Genomic DNA, 21,239 nt, shown 5'->3' with positions numbered 1-21,239 from the left:
TTTATTCCTTAATCCCTTCATAACTGAATCGTTTGAAATTCGTTACCACATCCAAAAACCTTTCTCTTAATCCAGTCACGGAAACTAGTCCATAAGACAAAGGCGACATTTTTTGATTTTCAAGATTCACCAGGAATAAAGCAGGCATATAGCGTGATTTAAGTTCCATGGTTTTGTTTATTGTCTTAAGGGGAATGTTTTTAGGATTAGGTAGACCCGCAATTGGTTGTCCATCCGTTGTAACGGAAATCATTGAAAATTGATTATCTTTAACAAAAGGCATCAAAATAGTGAGAAATTTTTGTGAAATGGAACTATTACCGCGATAAAACAGTATTAAACCGTATTTCTTTGAACTTTCTTTAATCGCGCGATTCATTAACAAGTTCATTGAATCATTGCGAATAGCAACTGCATTATTATCGGTAGGAAAATTCAGGGTGTGATCCAATTCAGGATGGACGAGTAACACTTGCTGCCAGAAGCGGACAAACTCTTGATTCTTTTTCGCATAAATCATTTGTGCTTTCATGTATTCATGGGTTGCTTCAAATGATGGAGTAATAAGCGCTGTTGCGAGCTTATTTAAAGTCTCTTGACGTTGCTTCATCAATTTTTCATAAGGTGTAATTTCAGGTACCGTAGACTTAAGTTCAATTTTCTTTTTCACATGTTCGACAATCTCTTTAGTGTACCAATGGAAACCTGAAGCCTTATGCTGGATTATTTCCGCCTGGATAGAGAAAGAAGTAAGCAGAAGTATTAGTGAAAAGATTTGCATCATGATTCATCCATTTTTTTCTGAATGCGTCTTTTTATTTCTTCCATGGTTTGCGAAGGGCTCGGAGAATTCACATTAAAATCGCTTGCAATGCCTGCCTTTGGTTCCTTTATTCCGCTTCCGTATGGATAAATGGGATTTACAAAATCAACGCGGCTTAAGTCTATGGCTTGTAATTCATTCACACTTAATCCACCACAAGTAGGATGCTTAGGACTACCTAAAGCGCCTGCATTGAGTTGATTAAGACGCTCTTCCTGAATAATTCGCGCCATTTTGCTGTTAAATACGCAGTAAGTACGCTTATGCTCAACGCATATACCTAACTCTTTCTTGCTACAAAATTTGCCTAAATAATGTACGAGGTAATTAAGTTTAGCTTGGCCGAGTGCTTTATCTTCATCACGACAATGGGCTAGATTTAGCTTTTTTCCCCAGCCTTTATCCGAGCAACAATCAATAAAATCCCAAGACCATATTTTGCACTGGGTCACGTGGCCTGCAAAAAGGGTAGAACCGGTTTGAGAAAACTCATGACCTGCCTCCCCTACTACTGCCAATGGTGCGATATTTTTTCCAAACTCATCATTCTGGGTTGAGATATGCTGGGTACAATCACCGTCTCGGCAAAATACTTCTCGCAAACACTCAACATTTGGAGTACAAACTTTTTCTTGGCAACTGTATATTTGTTTATAAAGCGAACAAGTATTGTTCTCAAGTTGAGCGCATTGTGAGCTTAATTGGAGACACCCTTTTTCTTTTTGTACTTGACACTCATCAGTAGCAGCCGATGAACAGGAATAGACAGCATTTTGTTTCCAACAATCGCGAGTGACAGAAAGACCATCGATTACTTTCGTAGAGTTAGCATCCGTACACCACTCCTTTTTGATTTGACAAAGACCCCCCTTCCCTTCCAGCGCTAAACAGCCATTTTCCCAATGCTCTTCTGAAACATAGGACTTAGAATTTGCATCAATTGTTAAAGCAATCTGAACTGGATAGGCACGTTTCCATTTTTGTGTAATATTCAGAGTAACTAAGCCATTATTGTTGCAGCTCGGAAGCCCGACAACACTCACCCAGTAAGCAGGCTTTCCATTATTAATAATTGCGTGGACGGTAGCGGCCATATTTTCGCAAGGGTGATTTAGTCTAACAGGATTAGGCACACTACCACCTGCGGTATTGGTGATAGCACCAGTGACTAAATTAACTGTCACAATGCCCTCCCATTTTTTATGAACGACAAAACTAAAATCGGCTCGCTGATGAATATGTTCAAAATTGACCGCTATTTTACGTGTTTTGATACATTCCTCGTCAGGTAACCTTCTTGAGGTATAACATATTTCATCATGAGTTTTTATTTCACAATTTTGAGATTTTTCATTACACTTGATGCGTTCATTCGATATGCCATGGGTAATGGCATAGCTTTCTTCTTCAATCAATTTTGATTGTTGTATTGCCTTATTATTTTTATTAATCTCAAATTGATTTTTTCCGAACTGCTCTACCACAGTTTTACCACCGAAATCCTGCTTCAGGGCATTGGTAGCATCTTGGCTTAAATCTGTCTTTTCATTTTCAATACCTTGGTAATAGCGTTTTTGTTCTGGGTTCTCATTGTAGTCATTAAAAACATTCTCTGGCCGAAATTGATTCATAGCATTTTTGGGCTGTGCATTAAGTGATTTGGCATAATCTTTTAATTTTGAAAAATCCAAAGCAGTATTGTCAGAAAAAGCGACTCCACTTAAAAAAAACAGTGAAAGTTGTAAAAAACGACTAAACATGGCGATTCTCAAGGATGTGTTTAGCCAGAAGAGATGAGGATTCTCCTTTCTTTACAATAAGTTCTAAGCTTTTCTTAAGTGATGCATTGCCGTACACCACATCAAATGTTTGATTGGCACATAATGCTTGTGGCTCGCAATTTTCCGGTCTCTCAGTTACAACCAGTGCTGGTACTGCGGAAATATGGAATTGTTCAAACCAAATTGGATCAATGGAAACGCCTTTAAAATTCAAATGTTTCTTTTTGGCTTTGGCATGGTAATGGGCAAAAGCTTCAATCGTTTTTTTAAAATCATCATTAACTAACCCATTAATAACCACTGGTATTTTAAACTGTGCCGCTTCATCAGCTAAAGCAAAGAGCAGATCTTCAGGCATCGAGAAAGATACAAACAAAACTGCACCGTGTGCTCTTTGTGGTTGCTGTTTGATAGGAATTGAATTTTTACCTTCCGCGATGAATTGTTTAATTAGCGTTTGATATTCCAATTGCGTTTGCAAAGAACGTGTCTTAAGCGTATCAATTCTCTTACCTGTTACATGCGCGACCTGGCTTAAACCTTCTTCACGATAATTTTCTATCTCATCGTTGGTGTTAGCAAAGGCGTTCCAAGTAACATGCAGAAGTAAAATCACCCAAAAATAGCGCTTCATCTATTCTCCTACCTATTAAAGGAAACAACAGTTTCTTTTCTTCCAAATCAAAAACCCAAAATTATCACCATCACCTGGATAGGTGTGCCCTGCTTCCCAAGTTACAACCGATTGTCCAAAGGGATGACAACGATGGGCTTCAGGCAACGTATTAACCAATTGATAGCGATAACGGCTTTTAGGCAAAATAGCTGAAGAATAAGTGTGACAAATGGCCGGTGAGTCTTTTCCTACAGAATCACGTATCGCTCCTGGAGGTCGATGTAATTTAAAATCAGCTCGTTCTGCCAAAAGTGCTGCCGCTGAAATAGGACTTGCTTGATTAGCTACAAATCCCGTTAATGGATAGGTTGAACCCTGTGAACCTTGGCACCAAAATAGGCTATCTATTGCAGTACCTGTCATTGATTTGGTTGCATCTAAAGCACATGAAGCTCTTACTGCAGGTGTAGTAAATAAAACTGCTTCGGGGTTGATAATAAAAGCTAATTCAGAATCATTCCAGGTGGGGTCGAGTTCTGAAGGATAAAGAATGTCAAAGTCTTCAGTTTCCATGCATCCTAGTGAAGTTAAAACTTGAAGCCAGTACATCAACGGATATTTATACCAATGAACATAGTAAAATGCCCCACGTCCATCAGTATCTGGCATTTGTGAACCACCCAAACCTTGGTCTTTAATATTCAGTTGTATTCCTAGGTTCACCATGCACCAGGGTTTTCGAGTGACATCGACAAGTGCTGCTGGTTCCCAATAGCCAATGGTGACACCCAGACGAGCGCCTATTTTAGTAGGACACAAGCAAAAAGGATTACTTGGATTTTGGGTATCAGGGTAACTGCTTTTGACTAGTGCGGTGCTCCCAATAGTTAATGGAAAAAGGCAATCCCAGCAAATGTCTTTAATAGGATTGACAAAATGAGCTTTACATTGCGAGGCAAAACTCCCGAGTGGACAAAATACAAAAAGAAATAAAAGAATTGGTTTAAGGATATAAGTAAAGAGCTTAAGCATGATCAACCTCAACTTCCTGTGCTTTCCAAAGCAATCCCTGCTGAAAAACTATTGTCGGAACATGTTTAATGTGCAGAAGTTGAGTTAACTGCCCATTGAGATCAAAATAAACTCGACCAAGTGCATTAGCGGCTTCTCGTATATCACCACCCGTTAAAATGAATTTAACGTATTGATAGTCCCGATAATGATTTTTAACCCACGATAGCTGATGCTTATCATCACTATTAAAGAAAAACAGTGTTTTGGAAAATGTGACATGCTTAAATGGATTAAGACGCATGCCAGCTTTCGCAACTACTACCCCGTTGGGTAACCTTATGTCTTGGTTGATGGTAACGGTCGGATCAACGTAAAAAGTCTGAGGCGAGTTTGTTGTTGATAGATTAAGTGGAGAAGGCCTAACAATGTGCTTGCTTACCCGACCAATCACTTCCTGACGATATTTCTCAAGTTCACCACTTGATTCCATTTCATGTAAACGATTCATTAAGATTTGCCGAATATCTTTTTCCAAAACGGGAAAAATTTGACCGTAGTTACCCAAATTTTTACCGTAAGCTACCAAGCCTCCGAAAAACATGGTCATAATGAATAGCCCTTTAATCATGATGCTTTAATCTTTCAAAGGTTTGCCCAATAATCACATCTGTAATGTCTTCGATATGAGATACGATAACGGGCGCTGCAATAACAGTTACATTGTGGGATTTACCATAAGCAGATATAACTTCTGGTAAAGAGTTTGAATATTGTTTAAGCATTTCTGCTTGTTTGTTTGGAGACAATTGGGTACGACTTAACTGGAAGGCAGGCTGATGAAGAGCCCGTTTCATATCGATAACAACCAACGTTGGCTTGTTTTGCAATTGTCCATAAACAAGCATGGCTCCTATAAGCCCTACTAAGAAAAAGGCCAGAATCTTTTTTTTATCCCTAAATTCCATGACTTGCTCCATAATGCTCAATTGCTACCCTTGATACCGCCTCAAGAAACTCCAAACCACTAGCCACATAATTGGCAACTGCCTGATAATCGTCCCCGTCTGACGACAACAAAACTTTAGTAAATGGATCTACAAACAATCGATGGAATGAAGAAATACCATTTGCTCTAACCAGTACTTGGGAAAAGCCAGCATCCCGTGCTTTGGGAAAAGATTTGAGTAAATTGATTTCATATTCAGAAAAGGTTTCATGAGTTTTTTGATGCTCAAGCAAAGCGGATTGCTCCTGCAGGAAAATAAGCTTTAACGCAGAATTTTCCCAAGCAGCTCTCGCCTCAGAAAATTCAAAGTAATCATCAATTCCTTGAGTTATTGTTACAAAAGATGCCTTATGCCGTCGTCCTGTCCGAAACCCTTTAGTAATAAAATTCGCAGCAATTAAGTCTCCAGTAAAGAATGACCAAGCCTCATCTATTACACACATTTTTTGACGGCTTCTAGGAGAATTAAACATTCGACGTTGAAACTGAGAAATCACTGACAAAAGAACAGGAGCTCGAATACTTTGATTGTCTTCAATCTCTTTTAGGTCTACAACAATTAGGCGTGCACTAGGTGAAAGTTCAGAAGGTGCATTGAATGCTTTGCCGTGTTCCGCATGCGTGCAATAGCGATCAAGATTTTTAGCCAAAATTCTAGCGGTTGGATAGGTTTCTTTATCATCCTGGTAAAGCGTCAATAACCGATGCTGAACATCATCAATACACGTTTTATTGCCCGTTGCATTAAAGGACGTGAGAATCGCTTCCCGCAAAGTTCCACGATCATCATCACTTGCCCCATTTCGAGGACAAGCTAACAATTCAAATAAAGCAATGATGTCATCAATATCTCTCCATATATCAACCACATGAGTGAATGGATTCATCGCCAAGTTAGAATATTCGAGATAAACACCATCTAATGCTTCACAAAGCTTTCTATAACTACCGCCAACATCAATAATGAAAATGTCGCCACCATTAAACAAAATATTGAGCATCAGCATTTGGATAAAAAAGCTTTTTCCTCCACCTGAAGTACCTGTCACTGCAATGTTGTAATTAGTCCCAAAAGCATTTGAAAATGGATCGATACAGGCGAACTGTTCTCGCATTGTAGGAAGTAATATCCCTTTGCCCGTTCCGCACCAATCGGCCAGTATTGGCATATATTGTGTTGCATTCCAGGAAGATATCGGCCACATCATGGTGGGTAATTTAAAATCATTTTCCATATGAGCTGTGAAAAAGAAAGGCATGGAGACAAGAAAGTATGGAAGCTGCATCCGCCTACAAAGTGCTAACTTAATGCCGTTATACGAAAAAGCACTACGCGCTGCTTCTATATCCCGTGCAAAATCGCATATTTGTGAAAACAAAATAACGTTATAAAGCATTTTGCATGATCGAGTTTTATGTGAGGATAAGTCATCCCGAAATTTCCGCCACGCACGAGCCTGCTCTTCAGTTCCCGCTACATGCAGGGCATAATCACTTTTTGCTTTTTTATCCAGATCACGAGTTTTCCGGTTGGCACGGCTTTGCGCCTTAGCCAAGTCATCGACCTGATAAGTAACTGAAATAATATGATTGCAAGGAATACTTTGTTCTGGATGAAAAATATTATTAGCATTGTTGATGTTAGACCAAAGATGAAATTCAGAAGGAAGAGCATCTATCGTTAAAACAGAAACTAAAGTTTCATACGGTTTCCCTTGCTTATTTACCCCTCGAATGGTGAGTGCATCTTTTTCAACGTCGATATCAAAATCACGACCTACAACCTGATGTTTTATCAATTGCGTTTTGTCATACACCTCTTTTTTAGGGAAAATATTAGAAGGCTCATTTGCTAGATAAAAATTAAGCAAGGATAGCAAATCATTAACATCACATAATCTAAATCCCAATTTTGCAGCGGTGAGCGCTGCTTCAAAAGATACTTTGAATTGACCAAATGAAGCTTTCAATGCCTTCTCACCGCCCTTTTTAGGCTTGTCTATCAAAACATAACATTCAGTGTGCGTTAGTCTTGGTGCAATAGCTGTACTAGTTTGAAAGCCCTGAACCGCAGCCTTTTGATAAAATGATTTGAGGCTATCACCTAACAAATTTAAATGTTTAAACTCACTTTGATTAAACTGTGACGCAAAATTATCTAAGAAAATTCCGATTTGATTATGTTTGACTAAAATAAGCTGCAGGGTGAAATCATGGGAAATTTTGGTACGTAAAATATTGTCCAGTTGCTCTGCAATTTTCTCATTAGCCCCTGTTAAGGGTGTTATGCGGTAGAGCAAACCCACATTATACTTATTGACGAATAGCTTGGATTCACCATCAAAAAACTGATAAGGAAAAAGCTCAGAAAATGAGGGATATTGGTGCTCACTCAAATCTAATAGATTGTGATTTTTTTCTACATTGACCTCAAATTCCTTTTCATGCAGATACTGATTAAAAAGATTTTTTGTATCAACAACCCAATCTTTTATATTGTTTAGCATTCCTACTCCCTATCAAATGCCTATTTAAATTCTTTGCACGCACCTACACATCTTGCCTGCAGGACAAATTGTCCATCGTGAGTAAATCGTCTTTCATTAACCATTTGATTAACCTGCTCCATACTTTGACACCCACCTCTATCCACGAAAGGGCACCTTGCATCTTTATTGTCAAGAATGGATGTGCCACACCCAGTTAACATAAATATCCCCAATAGTGTGCTTCTCAACATTTTTCTAACCATGAGTGGCGTCCTTTGGACTTACATTTGAAAAAAGAGGCTCACTGCTTACCCCAGTTTGTTTTAAAAATTGCTGTGCCACTTGTTCATCCGGTTCCGAATGGGCGGAATAGACATTTTCTTCATGAACTGGATTCATGGTTTCAGATTGGGGAATACTTAATGCACGGCTTACAGTTGTGGTAATACCTGCTTCACTCTTTGCTTCTTGATTATCAATGGCCTCGCTTGAGTCATATACTTGATGTTTTCTATCAATCCAAAATCCCTTACTAAACATCACAGAAACACGTCGACCAGCCCGTGCAACAACCAAAGGATGATAGATATCAGCAATTTTCATAATGTAATCTGATATTCGGTTCGCCGGATTAGATAGTGCCCCTCCTCCAGCAGATTGAGCAAGATTTGCAGCGGTTGAATAGGTTGTAATAGCCCCTGTCTGCGGATTTATGGATTGAGCGGTTCCGTAGTTTTTTAAACCATCACCAATTCCAGCCAAAAAACCTGCAGCAGCTGTGTAATTTAAAAGTGGTTTTGTCTTTAAAATGGAAGTTCCCCTTAAGTCTTGCATGGCATCTAAGTCAAAAACCGCCCCATAAACCTTTTGCTCAAAATTTAACTTCCCGATGCAAGATAAAGTTTCCAGGTGCATTACCACTGCATCTTCAGACAAATCTCCATAAGTAGACACCAAAGCGAAACAACCATTTAAATGCGAGTGCTTATTGTTTGGCATAATGCCATCCGAATCGAGCCTGATAAGTGCCGTACCCATATTTTTCGCCCCATTAATCCCGGCATCTCCTTTGGCACCACTTAAAAGAACACCTTCAGCAAATGTCCCCGCCCATACATAATTATCCGGTGTTCTCTCCTCTCTAAAATTCTTTCGCCGATAATTAAAGTGGACGGTCTCAAGTCCCGCTTTTAAATACCGTTCCTTTTCTAACTGCAAACGGTTTAGACGATGTTCTTCCATTTCCTCACGTGTAGGAGGTGTTACTGCAACAAGACTTGCTTGGGCATTTTTTAGTAGTGTTACTTGAAGTTTTTCGTTTATTTTTTGATTTTCGGCTTCAAGCTTATCCAGCTTTTCTTTTAAAGCTTCCACCAAAGATTTGGTTTCGTTATCAGAAGGGTTACGGTTGTTTACAAGATTATTTTCATTTTTGGAAATCATCTCTTTTAATGCATCAATCTGATGTTGTTGTTTCTCAATTAATGCCTCGTCGCTGACTCTACTAAATGCTTTATCAAAAGCACCATCAAATACCGGCGGTTCAATTGTTTTTGATGTGTCAGATTCGTTAGAAGAAAATAAGTAAAATCCATAACAAGCACCAGCAATGGCTAAGAAAACGAGAGCATTCTTCAGCTGCTCTATTCTTGCCTTTTTATTGGCATTTATTATTTGTTTAAATCTAAGTAATTTTTTAATTTGAGCAAACATAATCAATTATCCCTTTAAACCAATATGTTCATCTCGATAAAATCCATATAGATAAGCCATTTGCTTCGGTGGTAAGCTTTTTTCCGACAGCTCAAGAGACAATAATTTATTGTTTTCAAAAAGAGACGGCGTTAACTCAACAAACTCTTTTGATTTATTTTCTACGCGATAAATATAAGCAGAAGAACCATTGCCCCTGTATTGTTTCAGTAGAGTTAGCTTGAGGCTTTTATGAAAATAAAATGAGGACGGTTTGATTTTGATTTCACTAAAACCATCTGGAATTTTTCCTTCCATGAGGGACGTCATAGCGTCATCTGTTCTATATTGCTCGTTTTGTTTACTCTGTGCGTAGTCGTAGCCTTTTTGTCCTTTGCGAACAAGCTTTAGTGTTTCTCCAAGCGTTTCATTCGGTTTTACCGTTAATGAAAAATGATGATCTTCATCCGTTGTAAAGAAAACAGTGAGCTCAAAATCGACTAATGGTTTAATATAAACTGATCCATCCAATTCATCCTCTGTCTCGGTCTTATCTACAATAAAGGTATGTTCTGGATAGCTCACTTTAACAATACGCTCACCTTCAACGAAAATTCGATTGAAATTTAATTTGGATAAAGAAGCATTAAGCTGCTCCCCTTCTTCAAATTTAATTTCAGAAGGTTGAGAGCCTGCAAAAAGTGCATTGGAAAACAATATGCCAGCTAGAAATATGCTAATTTTTTGCATTTTCTATCTCCTTTACTGACTCTGGCCACAAAACCCCATCTTTAAAAGAGAAGGTCAAAAGATACGTTTTATATTGTGGTTTGACTTGTAATCCATGACTTGTTCGATATAAAAATCCGTTGATTTTTACCTGTTGAAGGGCTGTATCTGCAGCAATTTCTTCTTCATAAAAAACGCTGCTAATGTTTTTTTCTTGGACTGCTTCCCGCTCTGCATCCAGTATTTTTTTAAACGCTTCTTGTCTGCTAGCAGGAATTAGATGAATTAATGACATAAAACGTGAGTCAACCGTTTCAGGGTTGTACGTTAAACGAAGATTAATGACTTTTATGGCCATTTCTTTTAAATAAGATGGGGAGTAATTCGATTCACTTAAATTAAATTCAGAAACACCGCAAACAGGAAGCCAGTGGACTTGTTTATGCTTGAATGCATACAAGCAAAGAAAGCTCAAAACCACGACAGCAAGACTCGAAGATAACGCCCAAACTAAAGTCATTTTTAATAGAAGTTGAGATCGAACAATTGCATTATCACGATAATCAGTATCCATAATCTCACCTGATATAAACTCTATTTGCAGAATTAGGAAACGTCCGAAAAAGGATATGCGTCATGGCTTGTGGAAATGACCAATAAACCATTGACAGTAGAATACGCAAGGATAAGCCTCCAAATTTAAAATGCATGAATAGGCTCAAGGCTGTTCCTATTAAAAATAATGTGGTGGCAAATCCTGTCACCAAACCAATCGCAGTCAGAAGAAATACAGGCACACCTGTTGTGACGGGTATACCTGCAATCTTTGGCTCATCTGCGAGCATAAAAGTTTGATAACTGTAAGCCATTATCTTAGAGCCCAATGGGTAAAAACCATTAAGACTGGGAGCCCGCATAAAACAGGGATACTCTTAGTTTTCCAGAAGGCATAAGCACCTCCCAATCCTTCAGCTAAAAGGATAAAATACTGTGTATCAGAACCTTTTCCGAAAGTAGCGCTGACATCAGCTTTTAATCCGCTTAGATGATTTGTTCCACCTGCATAACTTACATTTGTAAGTAAAAAATAAAAAAATGTTCCTAGGACAATAAACGGAAGAATATCTCTGCAATATAAATAAATTTTGACACTGGCATCGTCACATATTTTTTTAATTTTCACTTTTTATCTCCTTTTTTTTCAAAAAATCTATGCTTTTAATTAGATTTACTGCTTGAATTTCCTTTTTTTGGGTTGTGAAAATACCTTAGGCCCTAGTTGCCTAATTTCATAAATAATTGAGGTATATATCAGTCGTAAAGAATTACTTAATAATGACGGACGTCACGTATTAACCAGTGAAAGCTCTTCTGAGTCGTTCCAAAATGTTTATTTCGGATTCCAAAAGTATAGTTTCTGAAAGAGCAATTCTTGATTCTTGGGATACGTGAGTACAATTAGACCTATTGCTACCTATTTCGTTTAATTCATGTTTTGCAAATTTAACTGTCTCCAGAGCTTTATCTATCTTGTTATGAAGCAATTCATTTTTGGTCGCTTTGATATATGCTGATGCAATAGATAAATCTCCACGGCAAGATCCTAGCTGATCTTTACTTATAATATGGTCAATACTTCTTTTTACATGATCACATTGATTGATAGCTTGGTATTTATCAGACTCCGCTGCAAATATCGCAGTTGATAAAGAAGCGTTGAAAATTACTGCATAAGACAAATATTTAACCATTTTTTTCATATTACACTCAGCATTAATTGGTTTTAAATTCCTAAATTCAAATTTTCTCTTCTATGCGAATTCAAGTGTTTCACGCAATAACAATCACATAATAAAAAATCTGAGTTCTTCTATAGCTAAATCCCATTGTAAGTTCTTTTTAGATAATTTTCTGAAGACTTTTCGAAATTGGTAGGTACTGAGATTTCTTTAGAATTTTTTAATTTTCTTTGAAATATTTCATATCTATCAATGATATCGTCTTTTGGAGCCTCTATTCCTAGATCGATTTTTCCGTTTAAATCTTTAAGCACAGTTATATAAATTGTTTTATTTATAACTATTGTTTCTCCGACCTTCCTTTTTAGTACAAGCATCGTTACTTCCCTTTTACATATTTCGTTATTGGTTTACGACAGGCTTTACACTGTCTTGAAAAGAGTCATTTTTATGTTACGATCCTCGCGAAGGCATTTATTTTACCTGCGCATTGATGCGCAACCACTAATGCGCATAATATCACTTTGATAACAGGCGTCAATACCCCATGACAGAAATTTGTAGTCCTCAATTGACAGAAGTAAGTAAGATTCTTAAAAAACTTATTACTTCATTTGACAATATCTCGGGTTCTGAATTAGCAAAAAGATGCGGTGTACCAGTTTCCACAATTAATAGAATCCTTGCAGGAACAGTTATCGATCCTAAGATTTCCACTTTGAAGCCACTAGCGGATTATTTTGCAATATCAGTGGATCAACTGTTGGGATATGCGGCATTACCTGAAAAATTTGATAGAAAGAGTCAAAGTTTAAAGCCAACTATGGCCTTGCCAGTTTTTAAATTAAAAAATTTTCAATCAATTTCTCAAAAACCCAGTAAATGGTTTACTTGGGTGTCAGAAAGACAGGCGCAAGATGATACCTTTGCCATTTCAATAGATACTGAGGAATTTGAACCTGTATTTGCGAAAGATAGCGTATTAATTATTGAACCTTCTATGCAACCACCACAAGATAATGACTATGTGGCTCTAATTTTTGAAAATGAAAATATTATCGCAATAAGAAGGTATAGGATTGATGGACAAGATCATTATTTTGTACCATTGAATCCACAATTTAAAGCCGTGTTATGTTCTGAAAAGAAGTATAATTTGCTGGGTGTAATTTCTGAAGCACACACAAAATTAAGAGATATATAAAGTAGGATTTAGTTGTAAATGGAGTATTAGTAATGTCCAAGGCAGAATGGAAAGAGTTTGCATTACATATAATTAATAACTGGTTTTTAATACGCAGATCTATGTATTTTATTTTGATTAAGGATATCTATTTTTGCGATAAAAAACAACAAATTATGATAAAATATCAATGCTCTAATAAACGAATTGGAGACATAATTTCGATAACAGAATTCATGCAATCACCTCTAAAGCATGCAACCCATCCCGACCAAATGCTGCAAATAGGTATCGAGTTAGAAAGGCAGCTGAATAACCTAAAAAAGCATACTCACCCTAATTCAGAAGCTAAAAACCAACTCACAAGGTTCAAGAGAGTTTTTTACAATGAAGAAGAGATAACATGATTACTTCAGACGCTGATAAAGTTCCATTGCAATTTCGCTACTTTCATTTTATAGCTGCATTTTTTGTACTTTCTTTTATTATTTCTAATTTACTCGCAAGTAAAATAGCAAACTTAGGGTTTTTTGATTTTCCTGCCGGAATGGTTACATTTCCATTGTCGTATATTTTCAGTGATATTCTAACTGAAGTTTATGGTTTCCAAAGAGCACGACAGCTTCTTTGGTTTACTATATTTTGTGAATTTATGGTATTCATTGCCATTTCTGCTGCAGTTTCATTACCGTCTGCGAGTTTTTGGGACGGCCAAAAAGATTATCAGAATGTACTACTACCACAGTTCAACATTATTTTAGCTTCTTGCTTGGCATATTTTTTGGGTGATTTTGTTAATAGCAAATTCCTTTCAAAACAGAAGTTAAAACACGGGAACAACTTGATAACAGCTCGATTTATTGGTTCAACCGCTCTTGGAGTACTAGTTGATAATTCTGTTTTCACACTCTTAGCATATGGACCTTTATTCTTTTCAAATAATATACCATTTAATTTTATGGTTTGGTTAATAGTAAGCCAATATGTAATAAAAGTTAGTTATGAAACTTTAATGTCTCCCCTATCAGTAAAATTCAGTAAATGGCTCAAGCAAAAAGAAAAAGTGGACATTTATGATGTAAATACTAATTTTTCAATTTTTAAAATAGCCGTAGATGAAACACAACATTCAAATAAATTCTACCTGGACTAAATTTGTTAAACGATTACACCAAATTTATTAATTTTTATATTGAGGATATAACAGGAACAGGTTATTTGGCATTCAGGGATCTTCCTTTTCTTATAAATATTAACTCCGGCTCAAAAGCATTAGATTTTGGATGCGGCGCAGGTCGTTCCTCCAAATATTTAAAAAGATTGGGTTTTAATATCACAGGAGTTGATATAAATGCAGAAATAATTGCGAGGGCTAAACTTACTTTACCTACTTCAGAATTTTTAGTAATAGATAAATATTACCTTCCGTTTGAAAATGCTGAATTTGACCTTGTATTTAATTCATTTGTTTTATTTGATATGCCCACCAAAATAGATATTTTTTCAAATCTCATGGAAATGAAAAGAGTCTGTAAACCTGGCGGAAATATTATAACTATAGTTAACAGCGATTATTTATTTACAAAAAAATGGCTTACTGTCGAAAATAATTTTTCTCAGAATCTCAATTTAAAGAGCGGCGACGTTGCTCGTTTGTTTTTATTAGACATAAAGGTTGATATATACGACTACTTCTGGAGTAGTGAAGATTATAAAGAATGTTTTGAAAAAGTGGGGTTTAAAAAAATTTGCTTACATGAACCCTTAGGTAATATTAATGATGGGTATCCTTGGAAAGATGAATTTCTTTTTCCACCCTATTCTATATATATCTGTGAATGTTAAATCGAATTACATTTTTAATAAATTTTCATTATTATTCAATAGGTTAAACTCCAGTTTCATTTATGAAACTGGAGGTTTTTAAACAAATTCATCAAGTGCGTCTATCAACATTTCTCTAACTTTCTCTTGTTCTTCGGAAGTAATATTTGATCTATTAATCTCAAAAACAACTTTTCGATTACTAGTTAGGTTAGCTTTAAAAATTGTTTTTTCTCCGATTTTATAGGTCTTACTCTTTTTACTTGTACTTTCCTTTTCAGATTTAATTGAGTCCACAAGTTCTGAAATGATTACATTTACCTTTAGTTTATTTTTACGCTTAGAATTAACCTCTCTTAGCTCAATTGCTTTCTGAACTATGGCCGCCCTATTTCTATCACTTTTTTCGATTAGAAGAACTAAGGAATAAATAGGGTTGATCTTAAGTAGGGTTATATCGTCAAAAAGAGACATAACCTCTGAGTAATTACTTATTTTAGCTGCAGACAACATCTTAGATAATTTACTTTTCTTTAAATCAAGAGCGGCTGCCATTTCATCTTGACTATCAAATAGTTTGGCTTCTAATTGTTGTTTATAGCTAATAGCATCTTCAAATTCGCTAATATCGTTTCTGTCTTTATTTTCTAGACTCATTAAAATAGCGCATTCTCGATCACTTGCTTCAACAGCTTTTACTCTTACTTTTTTTCCTAAATGATTACAAGCAAACCATCTTCTTCGACCAGCAATGATCTCCCAATTTTTGCCTTCAGGATCATTTTCAATTTTTCTAGCAAATATTGGAACTTTTTGGCCATTTTTACGAATAGAAGATATTAGATCTTGGCATTTATCTAAGCTCATCCATATTGTATCTCTATTATGAAAACGCCAAGGTTTGCAGTCGGAAGTATCAACTAAAAATTCATTTCCACGAACTATCTCTAAACTCTTATTCGAATCTGTTTGAACTGTCCTAGAAGCAGCAGGCAAAATAACCTTCTTCTCTTCTAAGGGTCTTGGATTCTCATTACTTACAATAACATTCGATAGAGATCTTTTTTTACGCGTAGACATTTTCACCTCCGAGCACAAACTTTCCTTGCTTTTCCAGTTTTTTGATTTTACTAGGCCATGTTTTCCACACTTCGATTTCAATCTCTTTACAAAATGCATTTATAATATTTAGAGCCCTTTTTTGAGGTCTTCTAACTTCCAAGGCAGTTTGAAAATCAATTGCTGCATTTCCAATTTCTGTTGTATGTAAAAAATAGTTACTCATCATATGGAAACCAAAAACATCCTGCATCAGTGGCAAAAATTCTCTATGATTTGTTTGATTTGGAAAAACATCTGTGGCTAATATTTTTATGAAGTGAAATTCTTTTTTTGGAGCAATCATTTCAATTACATTTTCTATCATCTTTAGGTACTGTACGGTGGAGCTAAATTCATATAAGGCTGGCGGAGTTGGAATTACAAGGGCGTCAGCAGCACAAAGTATATTCATAGATGTGAAGCCTAAGGCAGGAGGACTATCCATGATCACTACATCATAAGAGTTCTTAACTGTCTCAATACCATGCTTTAATTCGCTAAATAAAAAGCTTTTTTCTATTGTTGGTATATTTTTAATTTCCTCAGCTATTCCCAGCTCTAAATTATATAACTGTAAATTAGAAGGTATAATGTCTAATCCTTCCCAATATGTTTTTCTTATACAATATTCGAGAGTGTTTTGTTCGCCTTTAAAATATGGAAGTAGGGTATTCTCATCCTTTATATCTCTATCCGGTATATACCCGAAGCTACTAGTAGATGAAGCTTGCGAGTCCATGTCAATAAATAGAACTCGATATCCCAATGTTGTAAAATATTGAGCAACAGCAACACTGGTTACAGATTTCCCCACGCCACCTTTAAAAGTCTGAATTGCCAATGTAAGACATTGATCAACCTCAGGGTCTCTTCGGGGAAACGTTTTAAAATGTTGTCTGAATTGATTTATTTGTTTTAATGTGTAACCTGTTATTCTATTATTATTTTTCTCAATATTATCCAATAAACCTTCATTAATAAGCTGGTTTTGCACTTTCAGTAGTGAGCTTGTGGTTCGTCCAACCAGCTCAGCTGTTTCTTTTAGCGACCACCGTCTATCAAGTATCTTTTTATGGTTAGGTGCTCTTCCGCTTTCTTCTATTTGTCTAAGAACATTTTCGCCTCGATCGATTAAAGAACGTATATATTCTAAACCCGCATGATTTTTCATTTTTTTCCTTTTTTTTATTATTTGAAATTTTAATTTAAAACTTAAATTATTATTAATCAAGGAATAAAACTTAAATTCCATATTTTTTATTTTTATTTGACGTATATTGCGGAATTCATCCAGCTGTTATAAAGTAGTGCGAAAAGGGTAGTTTTATATTGCAAAACTATTATTCAGGGAAAATTGAAATGGAAAGTTAAGATATGTTATTAAGGCAGTTATGGGAAGTTTGCCGACTCCCCATAACTAAATAAATTTAGCTTGGAACAAAGCTAAACCCCAAAATTTTCATGGAATTAGAAGTTCCGTCGAAAGTTTTGGATCCATCCACCCATCATTTTAGCTTTGTTCCCCACAAAAAACAATAATATAAGGATATTATCCATGGGGAACTTATGTTCTATTTTTCATGAGAAACACGATAATCTCAGGAATATAGCTGGCTCACCTGCTAAAGCAGAGTTTTTAAGTAAATGCATTCTCTGGTGGCAAATTTCAAAATATAAAATCCGAGGAAGTGACCATATTTGGTTCACTCGAACACAGAGGCAACTTGCGGAAAATACATTTTTATCAGAAAGCTCGATTGGGCGATATTTAAAAGAATTTTCAACTAAAGGATTGATCGAAAAACGTGTTGTTAAACGATATTCAAAAGAACACAAGCAAGAAATTACTTGCCTTCATATTCGAATTACTGAAAAGCTCCAGTTCCTACTTCGTCAGAAAGATAATCATATTGTAGCTAAAGAAGCAGAGTCGATTATTGAACCAGAAAGTAATTTTTTAAATCAGATTGACGACTCTGGATCGGTCAATTTGACAATTCCTTCTATTAATAAAGATAAAAAAAATAATCATATTAACAATACTGTTAGTCAAAATAATTCTGTTAATTCTGAGGAAAAAAAATCATTCCAAAAAATAAAATTCAAAATTGAAAAAGAAATTGGTGAGCGAATTACTGAAGAACTCAAGGATAAAATAAAGGGTATGCTGTTTAATTTGGAGTATAAGCAGGGAGTAAGGCTATTCGATAAAGAACGTTTATTCGCTGAAATTGTTTTTTCAATAATGAATGAACCACAATTAAAAAATATATCTTGTACTAAACATAGGTTAAACATCATTGCAAAAAAAATAAAATCTCGCCAATGGGCTACTCCTAAGGGGTTTTATAATCATTCTGACATTGGTCAAATATTTAAATTTCGAGATCTGAAAAGAGCTGAAAAAATTGAAAATGAAAAAAAATATTTGCTCCTTTCTGGAGTTGAGTGCTCTAAAAAGCAAATTGAAATCTTAAATAGGCTTCAACCGCATTGCTTTACACAAGAAACGACTGGTACAAAAATTGATACTTCAAAAAGCAACCTGATTTCAGAATTAAAAAAAATTGAGTTTGAAATTTTATCCGATGGGAGGCTTTTACAGGAGCTTGAGAAACATTCTAAAGGTGAAGGTACACTAGTTCATCAAAATTCAATTATTGTCATAAAAACAAAACTTGAGGCGCTGTATCAAAAACAAAAAGATTTAGAAATGAGGGTAGGGGGGATGCAAAATTTTACTGAATATTGTGCTGGATAATTGTAAAAGCATTAAATTTTTAGTATATAGGGAAATTAATAGTGAATATTCGCCTATTAGTTTGTAAATTAAGAATAAATATTAGATTCCCGGCTCAATGGAGGATCTTATCCGGGCAAACCTTCAAAAGGAGCTTTGTATGGAATCTTTCTCTAGTATCAGGGTTAATTACTGTAAATTCCAACACATTTTATCCTCATAAATTCTCGTTATTTAGTTAATTTTTTCAGCCAAACACATTTAATTAAAAATCGAGGATAAGAATGGTTACATTAACTACTACCTTACTTTTGTTTCTCGCTGGTGTTCTTATATCCGGTACAGTTGGATCTTTGGGTACAGCAAGTATTATTGGACTAGTACATCTTCGTTAAGTAACGAATATCATCATTGGGTGTAATCAATTTGTAGCCAATTGAATTCGAGTATTGTTTTAAGTCTTTTCGAAAGGGATTTGAGCGAAGAAAAATTGATGCATGTTGGGCAACAAGACCTTGCGAGCGCATTTTAGCCCACCCTGTTGCGCAATGATGGGCTATGGCTTCATCTAAGGCTTGGTATTCAGTTTGAAGGCCGCCGAAAGAGCAGGAATACATAATTGACTGCTTGGGCTCAAGTACTTCCAAATCAAGGCAAGGCGTTCCATTTAGCTCCATGACCGTTCGCTGCAATACGACATTAAATCGTTTCCGTACAAGCGTTAAATCAAGCTGCCTTAATTCATTGGCTGTAAACACGCCAAGGGCATTTAATTTATTTGCCCACTGACGGCCTACACCCCAAACTTCGTTGACTTTTATTTTTTCAAGCCAGAAGGGGACTTGCGTAATATAATACACGGGGATACCTAATATCCGTTTGGCAACGTGGTTCGCGGTTTTTGCCAGTGTTTTTGTTTCGCCAATACCAATTGAGACGGGAATGCCCGTGTCTTTTAAAATTTTCTTTTGAAGGTTTGTGCAAAATTCTAACACCTCTGCAGGGGGCAGTGTTTTTAATGATAAGAATGCTTCGTCTATGGAGTAGAGTTCAGTCTCTGGCCATTGCTCTTCAATCACGCTCATAACTCGATGGGATAAGTCACCATACAGCGTGTAATTGGAAGAAAATACGTAGACTTTGTGTGCTTTGCAAAGGGCTTTTACATCAAAGTAAGGTACTCCCATCTTAATGCCTAAGGCTTTTGCTTCATTGGAGCGTGCAATCACACAGCCATCATTATTGGATAGCACCACAATGGGTTTGGCTCTTAAGTCGGGTCTAAAAGACGCTCGCAGCTTGCGTAAAAATTATTGCAGTCAATGAGTGCAAACATCATGAGCCTGCCTTGTGAATAACATAAGTCACCACACCCCAAATCACCATGTCCTGCTCGTTTGTGATGTCAATGGGTGGGTATTGGTTATTGGTAGGAAGAAGCTTCATGTGCTCGTTTTTTATTGATAATCGTTTACAGTAAGCTCCCCGTTAATCGCTGCAATGACGATTTTACCGTGTGTTGCGTCAAGGCTTCTGTCCACAATGAGTATATCCCCAGACTGAATCCCGGCTTCCACCATTGAATTGCCCGTGGCTCGCACAAAGAATGTGGCAGCAGGGTGTGTGATGAGATGGGAATTCAAATCAAGGTGGCATTCTAAATAATCATCGGCAGGGGAGGGGAATCCTGCGCTGACTTTATTGGAGTAAAGTGAGATATTTAGGGTAAGATTATCTTCTAATAAAAAAGATTGCATTTTATGGGTAGGTGAAAGCGGGATGGTGATGGGTTTGATGTCTTTCCCGTAACATGGAGCGACCTTTCTTCCCGCGGTTTTATACGTATTGCCCCACATGATGAACTTCCAATTGATTTCTGTACTTAAATCATAAATAAAAAAATAAATCGAATGTAAATAAGCTCGATTGTGCAAATCGGGTGCATTTCACTTAAGTCTAAGAATCTAAATAAAAAATTATTTTGAAAAAAATTTATTCATTTTCGATTGCCTAAGTGGCTAAAATCCGTTAATGCAGACCGCTTTATGAACGTTTCCCGTTTACGCACCAAAGCTTCGCGAAGCGTTGAACAAGGATGGATTGCTGTTGTGTTTTAGTATTTTTTTTAGTGCATGAGGTGGAAACTTACTGTACACGCAGCGAATAGGTTATTTTTTAAGGTTTTTAATACTCTACCCACGGAGTTATTCACAGATTTTGTGGATAAGTGGCATTTAAGTATAAAAAATAAAAGGGCTATCTGCCTTAGTTTGCAAGGCATTTCAAGCGTTAAAAATAATATGTTTTGAAAAATTGGCGGGATGAACAAAAAATTATCCACAGAAAAAATTTAATGATTTTTTCTGTGAATTTTGAATGGTATCTAGGTTCTGTCGACATTTATCTTAACCAAAGGGCGGTTGCAGCAATATAAATGAACGATAAAAAAGATTGAGCAAGTTTATCATATCGTGTTGCCACTCTTCTAAAATGTTTGAGTTT

21 protein-coding genes and 3 pseudogenes are annotated in these 21,239 nt (G+C 36.2%); 5 read left to right on the top strand and 19 right to left on the bottom strand.

Going from position 1 to position 21,239, the window contains the following annotated elements; translation table 11 throughout:
• Window position 1: 1 nt before the first annotated feature.
• The 14 genes from traF to ELY11_RS07445 form a co-directional block, all read right to left on the bottom strand.
• On the bottom strand, window positions 2-784 hold the full coding sequence (gene traF, locus ELY11_RS07515; RefSeq protein ID WP_127032900.1) for a type-F conjugative transfer system pilin assembly protein TraF: 783 nt from the start codon (window positions 782-784) through the stop codon (window positions 2-4).
• A complete protein-coding gene (traN, locus tag ELY11_RS07510; protein WP_127032898.1) occupies window positions 781-2,583 on the bottom strand; it encodes a type-F conjugative transfer system mating-pair stabilization protein TraN in 1,803 nt (600 codons plus the stop codon). Before traN ends, traF begins: the two co-directional genes overlap by 4 nt.
• Window positions 2,576-3,238 carry a type-F conjugative transfer system pilin assembly protein TrbC gene (gene trbC, locus ELY11_RS07505; RefSeq protein WP_127032896.1) on the bottom strand — a complete coding sequence of 221 codons (663 nt, stop codon included), beginning with the start codon at window positions 3,236-3,238 and terminating at the stop codon, window positions 2,576-2,578. Before trbC ends, traN begins: the two co-directional genes overlap by 8 nt.
• A gap of 15 nt (window positions 3,239-3,253) precedes the next feature.
• Window positions 3,254-4,252, bottom strand: a complete 999-nt coding sequence (traU, locus tag ELY11_RS07500; protein WP_127032894.1) for a conjugal transfer pilus assembly protein TraU — start codon at window positions 4,250-4,252, stop codon at window positions 3,254-3,256.
• Window positions 4,245-4,841: a type-F conjugative transfer system protein TraW gene (traW, locus tag ELY11_RS07495; RefSeq protein WP_233579731.1), complete on the bottom strand. Its 597-nt coding sequence runs from the start codon at window positions 4,839-4,841 to the stop codon at window positions 4,245-4,247. The genes traU and traW overlap by 8 nt, the downstream gene beginning before the upstream one ends.
• 13 nt (window positions 4,842-4,854) lie before the next feature.
• The gene (locus ELY11_RS07490; RefSeq protein WP_158615182.1) at window positions 4,855-5,199 is read right to left on the bottom strand and encodes a TrbI F-type domain-containing protein; all 345 of its coding nucleotides are present in this window, start codon (window positions 5,197-5,199) and stop codon (window positions 4,855-4,857) included.
• Window positions 5,189-7,747 carry a type IV secretion system protein TraC gene (traC, locus tag ELY11_RS07485; protein WP_127032888.1) on the bottom strand — a complete coding sequence of 853 codons (2,559 nt, stop codon included), beginning with the start codon at window positions 7,745-7,747 and terminating at the stop codon, window positions 5,189-5,191. Before traC ends, ELY11_RS07490 begins: the two co-directional genes overlap by 11 nt.
• Before the next feature lie 237 nt (window positions 7,748-7,984).
• Window positions 7,985-9,442: a TrbI/VirB10 family protein gene (locus tag ELY11_RS07475; RefSeq protein WP_127032884.1), complete on the bottom strand. Its 1,458-nt coding sequence runs from the start codon at window positions 9,440-9,442 to the stop codon at window positions 7,985-7,987.
• Window positions 9,443-9,448: 6 nt separating this feature from the next.
• Window positions 9,449-10,171, bottom strand: coding sequence for a type-F conjugative transfer system secretin TraK (gene traK / locus ELY11_RS07470; RefSeq protein ID WP_127032882.1), 723 nt, complete (start codon window positions 10,169-10,171; stop codon window positions 9,449-9,451).
• Window positions 10,158-10,724, bottom strand: coding sequence for a TraE/TraK family type IV conjugative transfer system protein (locus ELY11_RS07465; RefSeq protein ID WP_127032880.1), 567 nt, complete (start codon window positions 10,722-10,724; stop codon window positions 10,158-10,160). The genes traK and ELY11_RS07465 overlap by 14 nt, the downstream gene beginning before the upstream one ends.
• A gap of 4 nt (window positions 10,725-10,728) precedes the next feature.
• Window positions 10,729-11,019, bottom strand: coding sequence for a type IV conjugative transfer system protein TraL (gene traL, locus ELY11_RS07460; protein WP_127032878.1), 291 nt, complete (start codon window positions 11,017-11,019; stop codon window positions 10,729-10,731).
• Window positions 11,019-11,333 (bottom strand): type IV conjugative transfer system pilin TraA, encoded by a 315-nt coding sequence (locus ELY11_RS07455; RefSeq protein ID WP_127032876.1) that lies wholly within the window; start codon window positions 11,331-11,333, stop codon window positions 11,019-11,021. The genes traL and ELY11_RS07455 overlap by 1 nt, the downstream gene beginning before the upstream one ends.
• Window positions 11,334-11,502: 169 nt before the next feature.
• A complete protein-coding gene (locus tag ELY11_RS07450; protein WP_127032874.1) occupies window positions 11,503-11,910 on the bottom strand; it encodes a hypothetical protein in 408 nt (135 codons plus the stop codon).
• A 116-nt stretch (window positions 11,911-12,026) separates the two neighbouring features.
• Window positions 12,027-12,266: a carbon storage regulator gene (locus tag ELY11_RS07445; RefSeq protein ID WP_127032872.1), complete on the bottom strand. Its 240-nt coding sequence runs from the start codon at window positions 12,264-12,266 to the stop codon at window positions 12,027-12,029.
• 170 nt (window positions 12,267-12,436) lie between these two features.
• Between ELY11_RS07445 and ELY11_RS07440 the strand changes: the two genes are divergently transcribed.
• From ELY11_RS07440 to ELY11_RS07425, 4 genes are read left to right on the top strand one after another with little or no spacing between them, the layout of a single operon-like run.
• The gene (locus ELY11_RS07440) at window positions 12,437-13,093 is read left to right on the top strand and encodes a LexA family transcriptional regulator (RefSeq protein ID WP_127032869.1); all 657 of its coding nucleotides are present in this window, start codon (window positions 12,437-12,439) and stop codon (window positions 13,091-13,093) included.
• Window positions 13,094-13,125: 32 nt separating this feature from the next.
• On the top strand, window positions 13,126-13,479 hold the full coding sequence (locus tag ELY11_RS07435; protein WP_127032868.1) for a hypothetical protein: 354 nt from the start codon (window positions 13,126-13,128) through the stop codon (window positions 13,477-13,479).
• Window positions 13,476-14,225 (top strand): queuosine precursor transporter, encoded by a 750-nt coding sequence (locus ELY11_RS07430; RefSeq protein ID WP_127032866.1) that lies wholly within the window; start codon window positions 13,476-13,478, stop codon window positions 14,223-14,225. The genes ELY11_RS07435 and ELY11_RS07430 overlap by 4 nt, the downstream gene beginning before the upstream one ends.
• 2 nt (window positions 14,226-14,227) lie before the next feature.
• Entirely contained in the window at window positions 14,228-14,917 is a 690-nt protein-coding gene (locus ELY11_RS07425) for a class I SAM-dependent methyltransferase (protein ID WP_158615181.1), read from the top strand.
• Between the two features lie 78 nt (window positions 14,918-14,995).
• Here ELY11_RS07425 and ELY11_RS07420 read toward each other — a convergent pair whose 3' ends face one another.
• Both ELY11_RS07420 and ELY11_RS07415 read right to left on the bottom strand, forming a co-directional pair.
• The gene (locus ELY11_RS07420) at window positions 14,996-15,976 is read right to left on the bottom strand and encodes a ParB/RepB/Spo0J family partition protein (RefSeq protein ID WP_158615180.1); all 981 of its coding nucleotides are present in this window, start codon (window positions 15,974-15,976) and stop codon (window positions 14,996-14,998) included.
• A complete protein-coding gene (locus tag ELY11_RS07415) occupies window positions 15,963-17,168 on the bottom strand; it encodes an AAA family ATPase (RefSeq protein ID WP_158615179.1) in 1,206 nt (401 codons plus the stop codon). The genes ELY11_RS07420 and ELY11_RS07415 overlap by 14 nt, the downstream gene beginning before the upstream one ends.
• Before the next feature lie 384 nt (window positions 17,169-17,552).
• Here ELY11_RS07415 and ELY11_RS07410 point away from each other — a divergent pair, with 384 nt between their 5' ends.
• The gene (locus ELY11_RS07410) at window positions 17,553-18,758 is read left to right on the top strand and encodes a hypothetical protein (RefSeq protein WP_127032857.1); all 1,206 of its coding nucleotides are present in this window, start codon (window positions 17,553-17,555) and stop codon (window positions 18,756-18,758) included.
• 365 nt (window positions 18,759-19,123) lie between these two features.
• On the opposite strand, the pseudogene ELY11_RS07405 reads toward ELY11_RS07410, so the two are convergent.
• The 3 pseudogenes from ELY11_RS07405 to ELY11_RS07395 form a co-directional block, all read right to left on the bottom strand.
• A pseudogene (locus ELY11_RS07405) lies at window positions 19,124-20,073 on the bottom strand (Y-family DNA polymerase); the annotation flags it as partial.
• Window positions 20,073-20,593: pseudogene (locus ELY11_RS07400) on the bottom strand (LexA family protein). The pseudogenes ELY11_RS07405 and ELY11_RS07400, both read right to left, overlap by 1 nt.
• A gap of 544 nt (window positions 20,594-21,137) precedes the next feature.
• Window positions 21,138-21,239 (bottom strand): annotated as a pseudogene (locus tag ELY11_RS07395) (IS5/IS1182 family transposase); the annotation flags it as partial.

The organism is Legionella septentrionalis, from assembly GCF_003989745.1.
GTDB classification, from domain to species: Bacteria; Pseudomonadota; Gammaproteobacteria; order Legionellales; family Legionellaceae; genus Legionella_A; species Legionella_A septentrionalis.
The sequence above is the reverse complement of the archived record's forward strand: the minus strand, read 5'-3'. Positions and strand labels throughout refer to the sequence as shown.